The sequence below is a fragment of the Rothia sp. BD8 genome, from assembly GCF_044878465.1.
Classification (GTDB): Bacteria; Actinomycetota; Actinomycetes; order Actinomycetales; family Micrococcaceae; genus Rothia; species Rothia kristinae.
The window spans coordinates 55,697-71,020 of record NZ_JANJES010000001.1; the positions used below are offsets into that span (position 1 = coordinate 55,697).

The 15,324-nt window shown below is 71.9% G+C and carries 12 protein-coding genes, 1 tRNA gene and 1 riboswitch; of the genes, 10 read left to right on the forward strand and 3 right to left on the reverse strand.

The genetic code is table 11. From position 1 onward, the window contains the following. Nucleotides 1-29: 29 nt before the first annotated feature. Both NQ707_RS00245 and NQ707_RS00250 read right to left on the reverse strand, forming a co-directional pair. Nucleotides 30-1,064, reverse strand: a complete 1,035-nt coding sequence (locus tag NQ707_RS00245) for a 6-phosphofructokinase (protein ID WP_058730690.1) — start codon at nucleotides 1,062-1,064, stop codon at nucleotides 30-32. Between the two features lie 193 nt (nucleotides 1,065-1,257). Then, complete coding sequence (locus tag NQ707_RS00250; RefSeq protein WP_404434015.1) at nucleotides 1,258-2,466, reverse strand: pyridoxal phosphate-dependent aminotransferase; 1,209 nt, start codon at nucleotides 2,464-2,466, stop codon at nucleotides 1,258-1,260. Between the two features lie 243 nt (nucleotides 2,467-2,709). Between NQ707_RS00250 and NQ707_RS00255 the strand changes: the two genes are divergently transcribed. From NQ707_RS00255 to NQ707_RS00295, 9 genes are all read left to right on the forward strand, one after another. Then, nucleotides 2,710-2,782: transfer RNA gene (locus NQ707_RS00255), tRNA-Trp, on the forward strand. An 89-nt stretch (nucleotides 2,783-2,871) separates the two neighbouring features. Then, nucleotides 2,872-3,138 (forward strand): preprotein translocase subunit SecE, encoded by a 267-nt coding sequence (gene secE / locus NQ707_RS00260; protein WP_055684617.1) that lies wholly within the window; start codon nucleotides 2,872-2,874, stop codon nucleotides 3,136-3,138. 96 nt (nucleotides 3,139-3,234) lie between these two features. Continuing rightward, complete coding sequence (gene nusG / locus NQ707_RS00265; protein ID WP_058730687.1) at nucleotides 3,235-4,149, forward strand: transcription termination/antitermination protein NusG; 915 nt, start codon at nucleotides 3,235-3,237, stop codon at nucleotides 4,147-4,149. Nucleotides 4,150-4,388: 239 nt separating this feature from the next. Further along, on the forward strand, nucleotides 4,389-4,817 hold the full coding sequence (rplK, locus tag NQ707_RS00270) for a 50S ribosomal protein L11 (protein WP_058730686.1): 429 nt from the start codon (nucleotides 4,389-4,391) through the stop codon (nucleotides 4,815-4,817). A 157-nt stretch (nucleotides 4,818-4,974) separates the two neighbouring features. Continuing rightward, nucleotides 4,975-5,670, forward strand: coding sequence for a 50S ribosomal protein L1 (gene rplA, locus NQ707_RS00275; protein WP_055684614.1), 696 nt, complete (start codon nucleotides 4,975-4,977; stop codon nucleotides 5,668-5,670). 387 nt (nucleotides 5,671-6,057) lie between these two features. Further along, nucleotides 6,058-6,597: a 50S ribosomal protein L10 gene (rplJ, locus tag NQ707_RS00280; RefSeq protein WP_055684613.1), complete on the forward strand. Its 540-nt coding sequence runs from the start codon at nucleotides 6,058-6,060 to the stop codon at nucleotides 6,595-6,597. A gap of 134 nt (nucleotides 6,598-6,731) precedes the next feature. Further along, the gene (gene rplL / locus NQ707_RS00285; protein ID WP_055684612.1) at nucleotides 6,732-7,121 is read left to right on the forward strand and encodes a 50S ribosomal protein L7/L12; all 390 of its coding nucleotides are present in this window, start codon (nucleotides 6,732-6,734) and stop codon (nucleotides 7,119-7,121) included. Between the two features lie 147 nt (nucleotides 7,122-7,268). Beyond that, nucleotides 7,269-8,876: a glycoside hydrolase family 32 protein gene (locus NQ707_RS00290; protein ID WP_404434019.1), complete on the forward strand. Its 1,608-nt coding sequence runs from the start codon at nucleotides 7,269-7,271 to the stop codon at nucleotides 8,874-8,876. A 125-nt stretch (nucleotides 8,877-9,001) separates the two neighbouring features. Beyond that, the gene (locus tag NQ707_RS00295) at nucleotides 9,002-11,014 is read left to right on the forward strand and encodes a sucrose-specific PTS transporter subunit IIBC (RefSeq protein WP_061225617.1); all 2,013 of its coding nucleotides are present in this window, start codon (nucleotides 9,002-9,004) and stop codon (nucleotides 11,012-11,014) included. Here the strand turns inward: NQ707_RS00295 and NQ707_RS00300 are convergent. Next, nucleotides 10,974-12,062, reverse strand: coding sequence for a LacI family DNA-binding transcriptional regulator (locus NQ707_RS00300; RefSeq protein ID WP_404434021.1), 1,089 nt, complete (start codon nucleotides 12,060-12,062; stop codon nucleotides 10,974-10,976). The genes NQ707_RS00295 and NQ707_RS00300 overlap by 41 nt on opposite strands. Nucleotides 12,063-12,187: 125 nt before the next feature. Then, nucleotides 12,188-12,280: riboswitch (glycine riboswitch) on the forward strand. Nucleotides 12,281-12,395: 115 nt separating this feature from the next. Between NQ707_RS00300 and gcvP the strand changes: the two genes are divergently transcribed. Continuing rightward, the gene (gene gcvP / locus NQ707_RS00305; RefSeq protein WP_363833870.1) at nucleotides 12,396-15,323 is read left to right on the forward strand and encodes an aminomethyl-transferring glycine dehydrogenase; all 2,928 of its coding nucleotides are present in this window, start codon (nucleotides 12,396-12,398) and stop codon (nucleotides 15,321-15,323) included. Nucleotide 15,324 lies beyond the last annotated feature (1 nt).

The following is a 15,324-nucleotide window of genomic DNA, read 5'->3' on the forward strand; positions in this document are numbered from 1 at the left end:
GTGGGCACCGGCGCCCGGCCGACGCGGGATCAGCGTCCGAAGAGGGTCTTGGCCTCCTCCCAGCGGTCCTGCGGAACCTCCTTCAGCCCGGAGTCCAGGGCTTCGTGGAAGCCCACGCGCACCACGTCGGTGCCGTGCAGGGCCACCATCTTGCCCCACTCCTTGTCGTGCACCAGGTCCACCACGTTCATCCCGAAGCGGGTGGCCAGCACCCGGTCGAAGCTGGTGGGGGAGCCGCCGCGCTGGATGTGCCCCAGCGTGGTGTTGCGGGTCTCGATGCCGGTGAGCTTCTCGATCTCGTGGGTCACGTACTCGCCGATGCCGCCCAGCCGGGGGCGCCCGTCCTTCTCCACGCCCTTGTCGTGCATGACCTCGTCGAAGCCCTCCGGGATAAAGCCCTCGGCCACCACCACCAGCGGGGAGCGGCCGCGGTCGTGGACCTCCTTGGCCCACTCGGCCACCTGCGTCATCGGCACCTGCTGCTCCGGGATCAGCACGGCGTGCGCGCCGGCGGCCATGCCGGAGTGCAGCGCGATCCACCCGACGTGGCGGCCCATGACCTCCGCGACCATGCAGCGGTGGTGGGACTCGCCGGTGGTGCGCAGGCGGTCCATCGCATCCGTGGCGATCTGCACCGCGGTGTCGAAGCCGAAGGTGTAGTCCGTGCCGTTGAGGTCGTTGTCGATGGTCTTCGGCACCCCGACGACGGGCAGGCCGGCGTCGGCCAGGCGGCGGGCCCCGGCCAGGGTCCCCTCCCCGCCGATCGCGACGACGGCGTCGATCTGGTTCTTCTCCAGCACGATGGAGATGTTCTCCGGGCCGCCGTGCGGGCCGTCGTAGGGGTTGGTGCGGGAGGTGCCGAGGATCGTGCCGCCGGTGCGGGCCAGGCCGCGCACCTTGGTGCGGGGCAGATCCATGATGTCGTCCTCCACGAGGCCGCGCCAGCCGTCCCGGAAGCCCACGAACTCGTCATCGTAGGTCTTGACTCCGTTGAGCACGGCGCCGCGGATCACGGCGTTCAGGCCGGGGCAGTCCCCGCCGCTGGTGAGCAGTCCGATCTTCATGGTGGTCTCCTCGACTGATGGTTCGGATGGATTCGTCAACCGGAACCAGTCTAGCGAGCGGTTGCGTTTCTGTGGAGTCGGCAGAGGCCGTGGTTCCGCTGAATTCCGGGGAATCACGGCCTCAGGGCGAGGGGAGTCACACTTCCGACATGTGGGTTCGTGTGGGAATCGGCGGTCGGCTCGGGTGGTGCGCTCAGGCGGCGTCGGCCAGCAGCCGCTGGATCCGCCCGACGCCCTCGCGCAGATCCTCCTCGCCCAGGGCGTAGGACAGGCGCAGGTATCCGGAGGGGCCGAAGGCCTCACCCGGCACGACGGCGACCTCCGCTTCCTCCAGGATCAGGGTCGCCAGGTCCTGGGAGGACTCGATGCGCCGCCCGGCGATCTCCCGGCCCAGCAGGGCGGTGACGTCCGGGTAGGCGTAGAACGCGCCCTGCGGGACGGGGCAGGAGAAGCCGGGCACCGCGTTCAGCCCATCCACGATGAGCCGACGGCGGGCGTCGAAGGCCCGGCGCATCGCCTCGACCTCCTCCTGCGGGCCCGTCAGGGCCGCCAGCGCGGCCCGCTGGGCGATGTTGTTGACGTTGGAGCTCAGGTGCGACTGCAGGTTGGTCGCGGCCTTCGCCACGTCGGCCGGCGCCACCAGCCAGCCCACCCGCCAGCCGGTCATCGCGTAGGTCTTGGCCACCCCGCTGAGGATCACCAGGTTCTCCCGCAGCTGCGGGGCGGCTTCGGCCAGGGAGGTGAAGGGGGTGTCGTCGTAGGTGAGCCGCTCGTAGATCTCGTCCGTGATCACGAAGATCCCCTTCTCCGCGGCCCACGCCCCGATCGCGGCGGTCTCCTCGGGGGAGTACACCGCCCCGGTGGGGTTGGAGGGGGAGACGAAGATCAGCGCCTTGGTGCGCTCGGTGCAGGCGGTCTCCAGCTGCTCCGGGGTCACCTTGTAGCCCTGCTCCGAGCCGGCGAAGACCTCCACGGGCTCGCCCCCGGCCAGGCGGATCGCCTCGGGGTAGGTGGTCCAGTACGGGGCGGGCAGCAGGACCTCGTCCCCCTGCCCGATGACGGTCGCGAAGGCCTCGTAGACCGCCTGCTTGCCGCCGTTGGTCACCACCACCTGGGAGGGCTCCACCTCCCAGCCGGAGTCCCGCGCCGTCTTCTCGGCGATGGCCCGGCGCAGCTGCGGCAGGCCCGCGGCCGGGGTGTAGCGGAAGTTCGCCGGGTCATCCAGGGCCGCCCGGGCGGCGTCGACGATGAACTCCGGGGTGGGGAAGTCCGGCTCGCCCGCGCCGAAGCCGATGACCGGGCGTCCGGCGGCCTTCAGCTCCTTGGCGCGGGCGTCCACCGCGAGGGTGGCCGAGGGGGCGATCGCGCTGATGCGGGCGGAGATGCGCTCGTGGGAGGTCATGGTCGGCGGCTTCCTTCGACGTCGGGGGCGGTGGCCGGTGCGGGACCCGCGCGGCGCGGGCAGCCCGCCCTGCTCCCATCCTAGGGTCGGGCCTTGCGCCTGGGCCGGGATCGACGGCGGATTGCGCCGAGCGCGGGCTCTCGGCTACAGTCGGTACCCGGTACTCACCCCCTGAGGATCCCGCGCGCCGTCACGGGCCCCGACGCGGAGGAGAGTCACCGCGGAAGGCCCGGGGCCTTCCGAAGGGCAGTGGCGCAATTGGTAGCGCAGCGGTCTCCAAAACCGCAGGTTGCAGGTTCGAGTCCTGTCTGCCCTGCACGCACCCCGTCGTCGCGGCCCGTCCGCGGGGACCGGGGCCCCAGGGTCCCGAACGCTCGTCGCACGTCGCAGAAAGGGGCGGATCCCATGGCCAAGGCCGCCGCCGCAGGAGGAGCCGGGATCGAAGACGCCCGGGCCCGCGGCTTCTTCGGGAGGATCTTCCTCTTCCTCCGCCAGGTCCTCGCCGAGCTGAAGAAGGTCGTGACCCCCACCGGCCGCGAGCTGGTCAACTACGTGATCATCGTCCTGATCTTCGTGGCCTTCATGCTGCTGCTGATCTCCGGTCTGGACTTCCTCTTCGGCAAGGGAGCCTTCTGGCTGTTCGGCAACGGCCAGTCCATGACCGGACAGTAGTCCGCACCGTCCGTCCGATCCCCGGTCCGCTCGCGCGGACCCGCCCCCGGCGGGGCGGCGTCCGGCGCACCCTCCCAGAAAGCAGGAACAGCAACAGTGTCCGAGCAGGAACGCGAGAACGCCGAGGGCGTGAGCCCCGAGACCCCGACCAACCAGACTCCCGACGCCGAGCAGGCCGGCACCCCGGAGGAGGTCTCCCCGGAGCAGGCCGCGCAGGCCGCCGCCGCGCAGGCGGGGGAGTCTCGCTCCGGCTTCGAGAACACCGACGCCGGGCTGATCGCGGCCACCGACGCCCAGCCGGAGAACCCGGAGAAGGGCTTCGAGGACACCGCGGCCGAGGCCGCGGAGGCAGTCCAGGCCCAGGAGGGCTCCGAGGCGGCCGAGGAGGAGCAGCCGGACCCGATGGCCGAGTTCCGCTCCAAGCTGCGCCGCCAGGAGGGCGACTGGTACGTCATCCACACCTACGCCGGCTACGAGAACCGGGTCCGCACCAACCTGCAGACCCGCGCGCAGTCGATGAACATGGAGGACGACCTCTTCGAGATCCAGGTCCCCATGGAAGAGGTCGTGGAGATCAAGAACGGCCAGCGCAAGACCGTGCGCCGCGTGCGCATCCCGGGCTACGTGCTGGTGCGGATGAACCTCACCGACGAGTCCTGGGGCGTGGTGCGCCACACCCCCGGCGTCACCGGCTTCGTCGGGCAGGACGCCTACAACCCCGTGCCGCTGCGTCTGGACGAGGTCGTGGACATGCTGGCCCCGGTCTTCGAGGCCGAGCAGGTGGAGGCCGCCAAGCAGGCCGGCGAGCCCATCCCGGAGCCGCTGGCCCCGCAGGTCAGCGTCGGCTTCGAGATCGGGGAGTCCGTGGTCGTCAAGGAGGGCCCGTTCGAGACCCTCCCGGCGACCGTCAACGAGATCAACCCCGAGGCCCAGCAGCTGGTGGTCCTGGTCTCCCTCTTCGAGCGCGAGACCCCCGTGACCCTGGGGTTCAATCAGGTCTCCAAGATCTGATCCGCCAGGCTCCGACGGCGCCCGCCGCCTCCCGCACCGGGAGACGACGGGCGCCGTCTGTCTGTGAGGTGGGCCGCTGCGGGTGGTGCCCGACCCCCGCCGCGGCGTAGAGTGGATGGTTGCGTGTGCGCACCCGAACGCTGGGGTGCGCCCTCACGCCGGTCGCCGCGCCACGGCGGCCACCCGCCGTCGTGCGCTCCTGCGCGGCGGTCCGTCCCACGTAAGCAAAGGACCAAGCATTGGCTCCCAAGAAGAAGGTCTCTGGCCTCATCAAGCTGCAGATCCAGGCAGGCGCCGCCAACCCGGCCCCGCCGGTCGGCCCGGCCCTGGGTCAGCACGGCGTCAACATCATGGAGTTCTGCAAGGCGTACAACGCCGCCACGGAATCCATGCGCGGCAACGTGGTGCCGGTGGAGATCACGGTCTACGAGGACCGCTCCTTCACCTTCATCACCAAGACCCCGCCGGCCGCTGACCTGATCAAGAAGGCCGCGGGCGTGCAGAAGGGCTCCGGCATCCCGCACACCAACAAGGTCGGCAAGATCTCCATGGACCAGGTCCGCGAGATCGCCCAGACCAAGATGCCCGACCTCAACGCCAACGACATCGACGCCGCCGCGAAGATCGTCGCCGGCACGGCCCGCTCCATGGGCATCACCGTCGAGTAGTCCCCTCGCCTCCACCGCGAGGCACCGGCATCATCCCGATGCCGACCCGAAAGACCCGCCGCCGCGGCGGGCCGTCCGCAGCGCAGCAGGCGCCGGGCGTGTGGCAGGATCGCGCGCGATCCGACAGACCACGACTGCACAAGGAGAGAGCAAGCAGATGGCACAGCGCAGCAAAGCGTACAAGGCAGCCGCCGAGAAGATCGAGGAGGGCCGCCTCTACAGCGCCCCCGAGGCGATCGCCCTGGCCCAGGAGATCAACAGCTCCAAGGCCGACCCCACCGTGGAGGTCGCCATGCGGCTGTCCGTGGACCCCCGCAAGGCCGACCAGATGGTCCGCGGCACCGTGAACCTGCCCAACGGCACCGGCAAGACCGCCCGCGTGGTCGTCTTCGCCCAGGGTGACAAGGCCGCCGCCGCCGAGGAGGCCGGTGCGGACTTCGTCGGCTCCGATGACCTCATCGCCCGCGTGGCCGGCGGCTGGACGGACTTCGACGCCGCCGTGGCCACCCCGGACATGATGGGCAAGGTCGGGCGCCTGGGCAAGGTCCTGGGTCCGCGCAACCTGATGCCGAACCCCAAGACCGGCACCGTGACCATGGACGTGGCCAAGGCCGTGGGCGACATCAAGGGCGGCAAGATCGACTTCCGCGTCGATCGCAACGCCAACCTCCACTTCATCATCGGCAAGGCTTCCTTCACCCAGGAGCAGCTGGTGGAGAACTTCCGCGCCGCCGTCGAGGAGATCGTGCGGCTGAAGCCGTCCTCCTCCAAGGGCCGCTACATCTCCAAGCTGACGGTGGCCACCACCTTCGGTCCCGGCGTGCCGGTGGACCCCTCCGTCGCGGAGAAGTGAGCCGCAGGCGCAGCTGAGCCTCGGTGAGCCGCCGCCATGGCGGTCGCAGCGCCCCGTCGGATCCGGTCAGGCACCGGGTCCGGCGGGGCGTTCTCGCATCCGCACCTCGCGTGCCGCGCCCCCGCCCGCTGGCGCATCCGCCGCGGGTGTGGTTCAATGGAGACACCAAAGACCGCCGGTCGTAGGTTCGGTCATGCCGCCAGGCAGACCAATCCGCCATAAGAGTCCCGCGAGGACGGCCAGCGCAGGTGACCGTGACACGCCGAACCCCCGGGTTCCTCTGCCCAGCGCATCGAGGATTCCGTGAGGGGAGCGTCGCCCCGCCGCCTGCGCGGGGCTTTTTTCGTGGGCTCATGGGCGCCCGGCATTCAGACCGGAAGGAGAACCATGGCGACACCGGAGAAGGCAGCCGCCGTAGCGGAGCTGAGGGATCTTTTCTCCTCCTCCACTGCAGCTGTTCTGACTGAGTACCGTGGTCTCACCGTGGCGAAGCTCAAGGAGCTGCGCCGTTCCCTCGGTGAGCACGCCGAATATGCCGTGGTGAAGAACACCCTGACCGCGATCGCGGCCAGGGAGGCGGGCGTCGAGGGCCTGAACTTCGACGACCTGCAGGGCCCCACCGCCGTCGCCTTCATCACCGGGGAACCGGTGGAGGCGGCCAAGGGCCTGCGCAACTTCGCCAAGGAGAACCCCCAGCTGATCATCAAGAGCGGTTACTTCGAGGGTAAGCCGCTCAGTGAAGCTGACGTCATCAAGCTTGCGGATCTTGAATCTCGCGAGGTGCTGCTGGCCAAGGTCGCCGGTGCCGCCAAGGGCACCATGGCCAAGGCCGCCGCGCTGTTCCAGGCACCGCTGTCCAAGACCGTGCGCACCGCCGAGGCGCTGCGCGTCAAGGTCGAGGAGCAGGGTGGAGAATCCGCTGCCTAAGGCATTCCCCGCGAATGCCGACAGCCGCTGATCCGCTCGCGGATCGCACGCTGTGCCTGGTGCCCGCCGGGGCCAGGGAACCAAGATCCGTTGCAGTTCCGACCTGCAACCAGACGAAGTGAGGAGCCAATCACATGGCTAAGCTGTCCATCGACGAACTGATCGAGGCCTTCAAGGAGCTCTCCCTGATCGAGCTCTCCGAGTTCGTGAAGACCTTCGAGGAGACCTTCGACGTCACCGCCGCCGCCCCGGCCGCCGTGGCCGCCGCCCCCGCCGCCGGTGGCGACGGTGGCGCGGACGCCGCCGAGGAGCAGACCGAGTTCGACGTCATCCTCGAGGGTGCCGGCGACAAGAAGATCGCGGTCATCAAGGAGGTGCGCGCCCTGACCTCCCTCGGCCTGAAGGAGGCCAAGGATCTGGTCGACGGCGCCCCCAAGGCCGTTCTCGAGGGCGCCTCCAAGGAGGACGCCGAGAAGGCCAAGGAGCAGCTCGAGGGCGCCGGCGCCACCGTCACCCTCAAGTAAGGACGCTTCTCCCCGCACCGGGGAGAGCCCCTGCTGATCCGCGAGAGCCCCCGTCATCCCGTTCGCGGGAGGGCGGGGGCTCTCGCGCGTCCGCCTCCGGGTCGAAGCGATGTGTCAAACGATGGTCACAGTGTCTAGGGTGGTCTCATGCCCCCTTCCTGCCTTCCCGAGCCCGCCCGCCCCGATGCCGAGGGGGCTGCCGCCGAGGACCCGGCCGTCGGGATCCCCGGCGTCGAGGATCCTGCCGTCGTCGATCCCGAGCTGCTGGATCGGGCCCGCCGGGCCGCGGCGCGCGAACGCGAACTTGCCGCCGCCGTGCGCGCGGACCCGGACCGCCCCCGCTACCACCTGGCCCCGCCGGTGGGCAGGCTCAACGACCCCAACGGCCTGGTGCATCTGGACGGGCGCTGGCACGCCTTCTACCAGTACAGCCCTCTGCACCCGGAGAAGGCCGTGTTCTGGCGCCACGCGGTCTCCGAGGACCTGCTGCGCTGGCGCGACCTCGGCACCGCGCTGGAGCCGGTGCACTGGTACGACCGCGACGGCTGCTACTCCGGCGGGGCCCTGCCGCTGCCGGGGGGCGGGGTGGAGTTCTACTACACCGGCAACGTGCGCACCCGGAACGGCGGCCGGGAGGCATACCAGTGCCGGGCCGTGCCCGCCGGCGACGGGTCCGGGCGGCTGCTCCCGGACCCCGACAACCCGCTGATCCCGGGCCCGCCGCCGGGATACACCGCGCACTTCCGAGACCCGCAGGTGCTGCCCGCCCCGGAGGGCGGCTGGATGATGCTGCTGGGGGCCCAGCGCGAGGACGGCACGGGCGCGATCCTGCGGTGGGACTCGACGGATCGCCGCCGTTGGGGGTTCACGGGGGAGGTGCGCTTCGACCGTCCGGAGTTGCGCGCCCCGGGATTCATGGATGAGTGCCCCCAGCTGGTGGGTCTGCGCGATGAGGCGACGGGGGAGGAGCGCCACGTGCTGATCTTCTGTCCGCAGGGCCTGGGGCCCGAGGGCGAGCGCTTCCGCAACCCCTACCCGTGCACGTACACCGTGGGGGTGCTGAAGGGGTGCGCCTTCCGGGAGGCCACCGCGCTGGAGGAGCTGGATGCCGGCTTCGAGTTCTACGCCCCGCAGGTCTTCGCCGGGACCGGAGAGCGCACCGTCCTGATGGGCTGGCTGGGCAACGCCGGGGAGGACGACCAGCCCTCCCTCGCCCGCGGCTGGGTCCACCAGATGACCCTGCCCCGGGAGCTGGTCCTGCGCGGCGGTCGGCTGCTCCAGCGGCCGATGCCCGAGGCGGACCGGCTGCTGCCCCTGCGGGAGCTGGACCTGCCCGATGCCGACGCCGCGCAGCTCATCCCGCCGCAGCCTCGCCCCGCGCACCGGCTGCGGGTGGAGGTCTCCTTCGAGGGCCCCTCGGCCGGCGCGGTACCGGATCCTGCGTCTCGCCTGGAGTACCTGGATCCGCGGGGGAACGCGGTGACCGTCAGCATCTGCGCCACCGGCATCACCGTGGACCGCGGCGGCAGCCGGTACCAGGCCGGCGGTCCCGAGCGCACCCGCACCCTTCCCGCGGCGCCGCACCGCGCCGTCGAGCTCTTCGCGGACTCATCCAGCCTGGAGATCTTCGCCGAGGACGGCGCCTGCGTGTTCACCCAGCGCATCTTCCTCACCGGTCCCGTGGCCGTCACCGCCCGGTGCGACGCCGGAGCCCGCCTCCTCAGCGCCGAGGCCGCGCTCCTGCCCGGGCCCTAGGCCCGCCATGCACCCGCCACGCACAACGGGAGGGGGTCACGCCGGGGCGCGGCCGTGCTAGTGTGTCAATCGATTGACAGGCGCCGCATCCCGCGGGCGCCCACGGCCGAGCGAAGGAGACTTCCGTGGAACACGCCGCCGTAGCAGAGAGGGTCGTCGACGCCGTCGGCGGACCCAGCAACATCCAGGCCGCCGCCCACTGCGCCACGCGCCTGCGCTTCGTCCTGCAGGACAGCGACGAGGTGGACCAGGCCGCGCTGGATGCGGACCCGGACCTGAAGGGCACCTTCGAGGGCGGGGGCATGTTCCAGGTCATCGTCGGGCCCGGCGACGTCGACCGGGTCTTCGCCCACCTGGCCCCGCTCGGGGTCAAGGAGGTCTCCAAGGACGAGCTCAAGCAGGTCGCCGACCAGCGCTCCTCCTGGTTCGTGCGCTTCCTCAAGGTCTTCGCCGACATCTTCGTGCCGCTGATCCCGGTGCTGGTCGGCGGCGGCATGCTCATGGCCCTGAACAACGTCCTCACCGCCGAGGGGCTGATGCCCTGGTACGGCGGGCAGTCGTTCATCGAGGCCAACCCCGCCTGGGAGGGCCTGGCCGGCATCATCAACATGCTCGCGGCCGCCCCCTTCGCCTTCCTGCCGATCCTGGTCGGCTTCTCCGCGGCCAAGCGCTTCGGCGGCAACCCGTACCTGGGTGCGGCGATGGGCATGGCCATGGTCATGCCGCAGCTGGTCAACGGCTACGACGTCGCCCAGGCCCTGGCCGAGAACCGGATGACCTACTGGGACGTCTTCGGCCTGCAGGTCCAGCAGTCCGGCTACCAGGGCACCGTGCTGCCCATCCTCGTCGTCGCCTTCATCCTGGCGAACCTGGAGAAGGGGCTGAACCGCGTGCTCAAGGGCACCATCGGCTTCATCTTCACCCCGACCCTGTCCCTGCTGATCACCGGCTTCATCACCTTCGTCGCGATCGGCCCGTTCCTGTTCACCGCCGGCGACGCCCTCGGGCGCGGCATCGAATGGCTCTACACCGTGGCCGGGCCCCTCGGCGGCATGGTCTTCGCGTTCTTCTACAGCCCCATCGTCATCACCGGGCTGCACCAGTCCTTCCCGCCGATCGAGCTGCAGCTGATCGCCGCCGGCGGCTCCTTCATCTTCCCCATCGCCTCGATGGCCAACGCCGCCCAGGGCGCGGCCTGCCTCGCCGTGTACCTGACCACCCGGGAGAAGAAGCTCAAGGGCGTGGCCGGGGCCTCCTCCTTCTCCGCGTTCCTCGGCATCACCGAGCCGGCGATCTTCGGGGTGAACCTGCGCCTGCGCTACCCGCTGTTCATCGGCATGGGCGCGGCCGCGGTCGGCGGAGCGCTCGTGGCGCTGATGAACATCCGCGCCGTCGCCCTGGGGGCCGCGGGCTACCTCGGCTTCGTGTCCATCCGGGCCACGGACATCGGCCGGTTCTTCATCGCCCTGCTGATCACCACCGCGATCTCCTTCGCCGTGACCTACGCGGTGGCCCGCCGGAAGGTCGGTGCGGCCCAGCGCAACGCCGCGGCCGCCGCCGAGGGCGCCGCCGTGGCCCTGGGCGCGGAGGGCGACGACGCCGAGCGGTACGAGGGAGAAGCCGGCCCGGTGCTGGCCGACGACGCCGAGGACTGGCGCCTGACCGCCCCGCTGGACGGGCGGGTGCTGGCCCTGTCCGAGGTCTCCGACCCCACCTTCGCCCAGCAGATGCTCGGTCCCGGCGCGGCCGTGGACCCCAGCGACGGGGTGCTCTACGCCCCGGCCGACGCCGTCGTCACCGTCGCCTTCCCCACCGGCCACGCCTACGGGCTGCGCACTGCGGGCGGGCTGGACGTGCTGATCCACCTGGGCTTCGACACCGTGGCCCTGGACGGGGAGCACTTCACCCCGCTGGTGCGCAAGGGAGACGTGGTGCGCCGCGGGGACGTCCTGGCCCGCTTCGACGCCGCGGCCATCCGCGCGGCCGGCTACGACCTGACCACCCCGATGGTCGTGACCTCGGCGAAGCGGATCGAGGGTACGCAGCTCACCGCGGACACCGGAAGCACCGTCGCCCACGGGGAGGCATTCCTGAGCATCACCCCGAAGGAGAAGCCGGCCGCCGCCGCGCAGTCCTGAGCCGACCCGAGCCCGCCCGGCCCGGGCCCCCGCCCCGATGCGGGCGCGGGGCTCTGGCCGGGCGGGTGGTCTCGCGCCAGTCGATGGTGGCCGGCAGCTCGCGGGTGCCGGCCGGCAGCGGCTCGCCGTCCACCGCGGCGAGGATCGCCGCGACGGCCTCCCGGGCCATCGCCCCGTAGGGCTGCACCACGGTGCTCAGCTCGGGGCAGAAGATCCGGGAGGCCGCGGAGCCGTCGAAGCCCGTGACCTGCAGATCCCGCGGCACCCGCAGGCCCCGGCGTCGGGCCCAGCTCAGCACCGCGGCGGCCAGCAGGTCGTTGCTGCACATCACGGCCTCCGGGGCCGCGGCGGCCTCCCACGCCCGATCCAGCACGGGATCGATCTGCTCGGGGTCGGGCCACCAGCCCCGAGAGGGCTCCGGGCGCAGCACCGCAGGCTCCAGCCCCGCCTCGGCCATCGCCTCGGCGTGGCCCAGCAGGCGCGGGGCCTGCGGATCCCGCGAGGAGGTCAGGTGCAGGATCCGCCGGGCGCCCCGGGCGATGACGCCGCGGGTCAGCTCGCGCATCACCGTCCGGTTGTCGCAGGAGATGTCCGGGAAGTCGTGGCCCTTCGGCCGGTCGATCGTGACCACCGGCGCCCGCAGCCCCGGGTAGTCGCCGACCACCTGGGAGTGCGCCCCGGTGATGATCCCGTCCACCTGGTTGGCCAGCAGCATGTCCAGGTGCCGCCGCTCCCGATCCGGCCGCCCGGCGGAGTCGCACAGCAGCACCTTGTAGCCGGCCCCGGCCAGGCGGGTCTCCAGGGCTTCGGCCATCTGCCCGTAGAACGGGTGGGCCACCGTGGGGAAGATGATGCCGACCAGGCGGCTGGAGCGCTGCTGCAGGGAGCGGGCGATGGCATTGGGGCGGTAGCCCAGCTCCGCCATCGCCGCGTGCACCGCGTCCTTGGTCTTCTGGGAGAGGTAGCCGCGATCGTTGAGCACCCGGGAGACGGTGGTCGGGGAGACCCCGGCCGCGGCGGCCACATCGGCGAGCTTCGGCTGGGGCACGGTCATCTCCTGCGCGGGGAACGGGGCAGACACAGTCTACGCGGCGGCCCCCGCGTCGGGACCGGCACCGGCGGCCCCTCGATGACGCGCCCGCGCGTGCGGTGTGGCACACTGGACCCAGCCGATCACGCGCGGCGGGAGAGCCCCGGGACCCACCGGGCGCCGAAGGAGCAAACCCTCCCCGGGAAACTCTCAGGCCAAGGTACCGCCGCAGCCCAGGCGACTCTGGAGAGGGCCCTCAGCAGGACCCGCCGACGGGGCAAGGCGCTGGCCGAAACCCTCAGGTCACCGGACAGAGCGGGGAGGCGAGACCCCACCCCCAGCGGAGCTGCCATGACCTTCCTCGACCGCCACCTCGGACCCCGCCCCGACGAGATCGAGACCATGCTCGCCGACCTCGGACGCGACTCCCTGGACGCCCTGATCGACGCAGCCGTGCCCGGATCGGTGCGCCGCGCCGACGAGCTGACCCTGCCCGGGCTGGAAGAGCCCCTGGACGAGACCGCCGCCTTAGCCCGCATCCGCGAGCTCGCGGCGAAGAACACGGTGCGCGCCCAGATGATCGGGCAGGGCTACCACGAGACCGTGACCCCGGCGGTGCTGCGCCGGAACATCCTGGAGAACCCGGCCTGGTACACCTCCTACACCCCCTACCAGGCGGAGATCTCCCAGGGCCGGCTGGAGGCCCTGCTGAACTTCCAGAACGCGATGATGGACCTGACCGGCCTGGACATCGCCAACGCCTCCATGCTGGATGAGGCCACCTCCGCCGCCGAGGCCGTGCTGCTGATGCACCGGGCCAACCGGAAGGTCAAGCGGGGGGTCGCGGTGCTGGACGCCCGGCTGCTGCCGCAGACCCTGCAGATCACCCGGGGCCGGTTGGACGCCCTGGGTCTGGAGCACCGCACCGTGGACTTCGCCGCGGGCCAGTCCCTGCCCGAGGAGCCGGTCTTCGGGGTGCTGCTGACGCAGATCGGCTCCGAGGGGCAGCTGATCGACGTCGCCCCGCTGATCGCCGCCGCCAAGGAGGCCGGGGCCATGGCCACCGTGGCCTCCGACCCGCTGGCCCTGACTCTGCTGGCCTCCCCGGGGTCGCTGGGCGCCGACGCCGCCGTCGGCTCCTCCCAGCGCTTCGGGGTCCCGCTGTTCTTCGGCGGCCCGCACGCGGCCTTCCTCGCGGTGCGCAAGGGCCTGGAGCGCTCCCTGCCCGGGCGCCTGGTCGGGGTCTCCACGGACTCCTCGGGCCGCCCGGCCTACCGCCTGGCCCTGCAGACCCGCGAGCAGCACATCCGCCGGGAGAAGGCCACCTCCAACATCTGCACCGCCCAGGCCCTGCTGGCCATCGTCGCCGGGGCCTACGCCGTCTACCACGGGCCCCAAGGCCTGCGGCGCATCGCCGAGGACGTGCACGTCAAGGCCGCCTACCTGGCCGCGGGGCTCGGCGCTGCGGGCCTGGAGCCGGTGCACGCGGACTTCTTCGACACCGTGACCGTGCGGGTCCCGGGCCGGGCCGACGCGGTGCTGGCCGCCGCCGAGCGCGCCGGGATCAACCTGCGCCGGATCGACGCGGACACCCTCGGGATCTCGGTGGGCGAGCCGCACACCTGGGCCCAGCTCGACGACGTCCTGGCCGCCTTCGACGCCGCCCCGGACGGGCAGCCCGGGGCCGGCTTCGGCCGGGAGATCCCTGCGCCGCTGGCCCGTCGGGACGAGTACCTGACCCACCCGGTCTTCCATCGGCACCGCTCCGAGACCGCGATGATGCGCTACCTGCGGGAGCTGTCGGACAAGGACCTGGCGCTGGATCGCACCATGATCCCGCTGGGCTCGTGCACCATGAAGCTCAACGCCGCCGCGGAGATGGAGCCGATCTCCTGGCCCGAGTTCGCCGGGATCCACCCGCTGGCCCCGTCCGAGCAGACCGCCGGGTGGCTGGAGCTGATCGAGGACCTGGAGCGGTGGCTGTCCGCGATCACCGGGTACGCCGGGGTCTCCCTGCAGCCCAACGCGGGCTCCCAGGGGGAGTACGCGGGGCTGCTGGCGATCCGCGGCTACCACCGGGACCGCGGCGAGGAGGGCCGCGACGTCGTGCTCATCCCGGCCTCCGCGCACGGCACCAACGCCGCCTCCGCCGCCCTGGCCGGGCTGCGGGTGGTCGCGGTGGCCACCGCCGAGGACGGCTCGATCCTGCTGGATGACCTGGACGCGAAGATCGGCAAGCACCGCGAGGAGCTGGCCGGGATCATGATCACCTACCCCTCCACCCACGGGGTCTTCGAGGAGGACGTCGCCGAGGTGTGCGCCCGGGTGCACGCCGCAGGCGGCCAGGTGTACCTGGACGGGGCCAACCTCAACGCCCTGGTGGGCCTCGGCGCGCCGGGCGCCTTCGGCGGGGACGTCTCCCACCTGAACCTGCACAAGACCTTCTGCATCCCGCACGGCGGGGGCGGGCCCGGCGTCGGGCCGCTGGCGGTGGCCGAGCAGCTGCTGCCCTACCTGCCGGGGGATGCGGCCGCCGCCGGTGCCGGGCACGACGCCGCGGCGTCGGGCTCCTCCCGCACCGCTGCCGGCCGGGCCCAGGCGGTCTCCCAGGCGCTGTTCGGCTCCGCCGGGGTGCTGCCGATCTCCTGGATGTACATCGCGATGATGGGGGCTCAAGGCCTGCGCGAGGCCACCCGCACCGCGATCCTCAACGCCAACTGGCTGGCCCGGAAGCTGGATCCGCTGTTCCCGGTGCTCTACACCGGGCCCGGCGGGCTCGTGGCCCACGAGTGCATCCTGGACCTGCGCCCGCTGACCGAGGCCTCCGGGATCACCGCGGAGGACGTGTGCAAGCGGCTCATGGACTACGGCTTCCACGCCCCGACCCTGGCCTTCCCGGTGCCCGGCACCCTGATGGTCGAGCCCACCGAGTCCGAGGACCTCGCGGAGCTGACCCGCTTCGTCGACGCGATGAGCGCGATCCACGCGGAGATGACCGCGGTGGCCGAGGGGCGGGTGCCGGCCGCGGAATCCGCGCTGCGCCGCGCCCCGCACACCGCCGAGGCCCTGCTGGGCGCGGACTGGGACCGGCCGTACACCCGCGAGCAGGCCGCCTACCCGCTGCCCGCCCTGCGCACCGGGAAGTACTGGCCGCCGGTGGGCCGCATCGACGGCACCGCCGGGGACCGCAACCTGGTGTGCGAGTGCCCGCCGATCTCCGCCTTCGACATCGACGCCCACGACGACGCCGCGCACTCCGCCGCGGCCCAGGAGGACTGAA

Coding starts and splice junctions, on each gene's coding strand:
- rplJ (WP_055684613.1), top strand. CDS start 6,058: ATGGCGACACCGGAGAAGGCAGCCGCCGTAGCGGAGCTGAGGGATCTT.
- rplA (WP_055684614.1), top strand. CDS start 4,975: ATGGCACAGCGCAGCAAAGCGTACAAGGCAGCCGCCGAGAAGATCGAG.
- secE (WP_055684617.1), top strand. CDS start 2,872: ATGGCCAAGGCCGCCGCCGCAGGAGGAGCCGGGATCGAAGACGCCCGG.
- NQ707_RS00290 (WP_404434019.1), top strand. CDS start 7,269: ATGCCCCCTTCCTGCCTTCCCGAGCCCGCCCGCCCCGATGCCGAGGGG.
- NQ707_RS00250 (WP_404434015.1), bottom strand. CDS start 2,466: ATGACCTCCCACGAGCGCATCTCCGCCCGCATCAGCGCGATCGCCCCC.
- gcvP (WP_363833870.1), top strand. CDS start 12,396: ATGACCTTCCTCGACCGCCACCTCGGACCCCGCCCCGACGAGATCGAG.
- rplL (WP_055684612.1), top strand. CDS start 6,732: ATGGCTAAGCTGTCCATCGACGAACTGATCGAGGCCTTCAAGGAGCTC.
- NQ707_RS00245 (WP_058730690.1), bottom strand. CDS start 1,064: ATGAAGATCGGACTGCTCACCAGCGGCGGGGACTGCCCCGGCCTGAAC.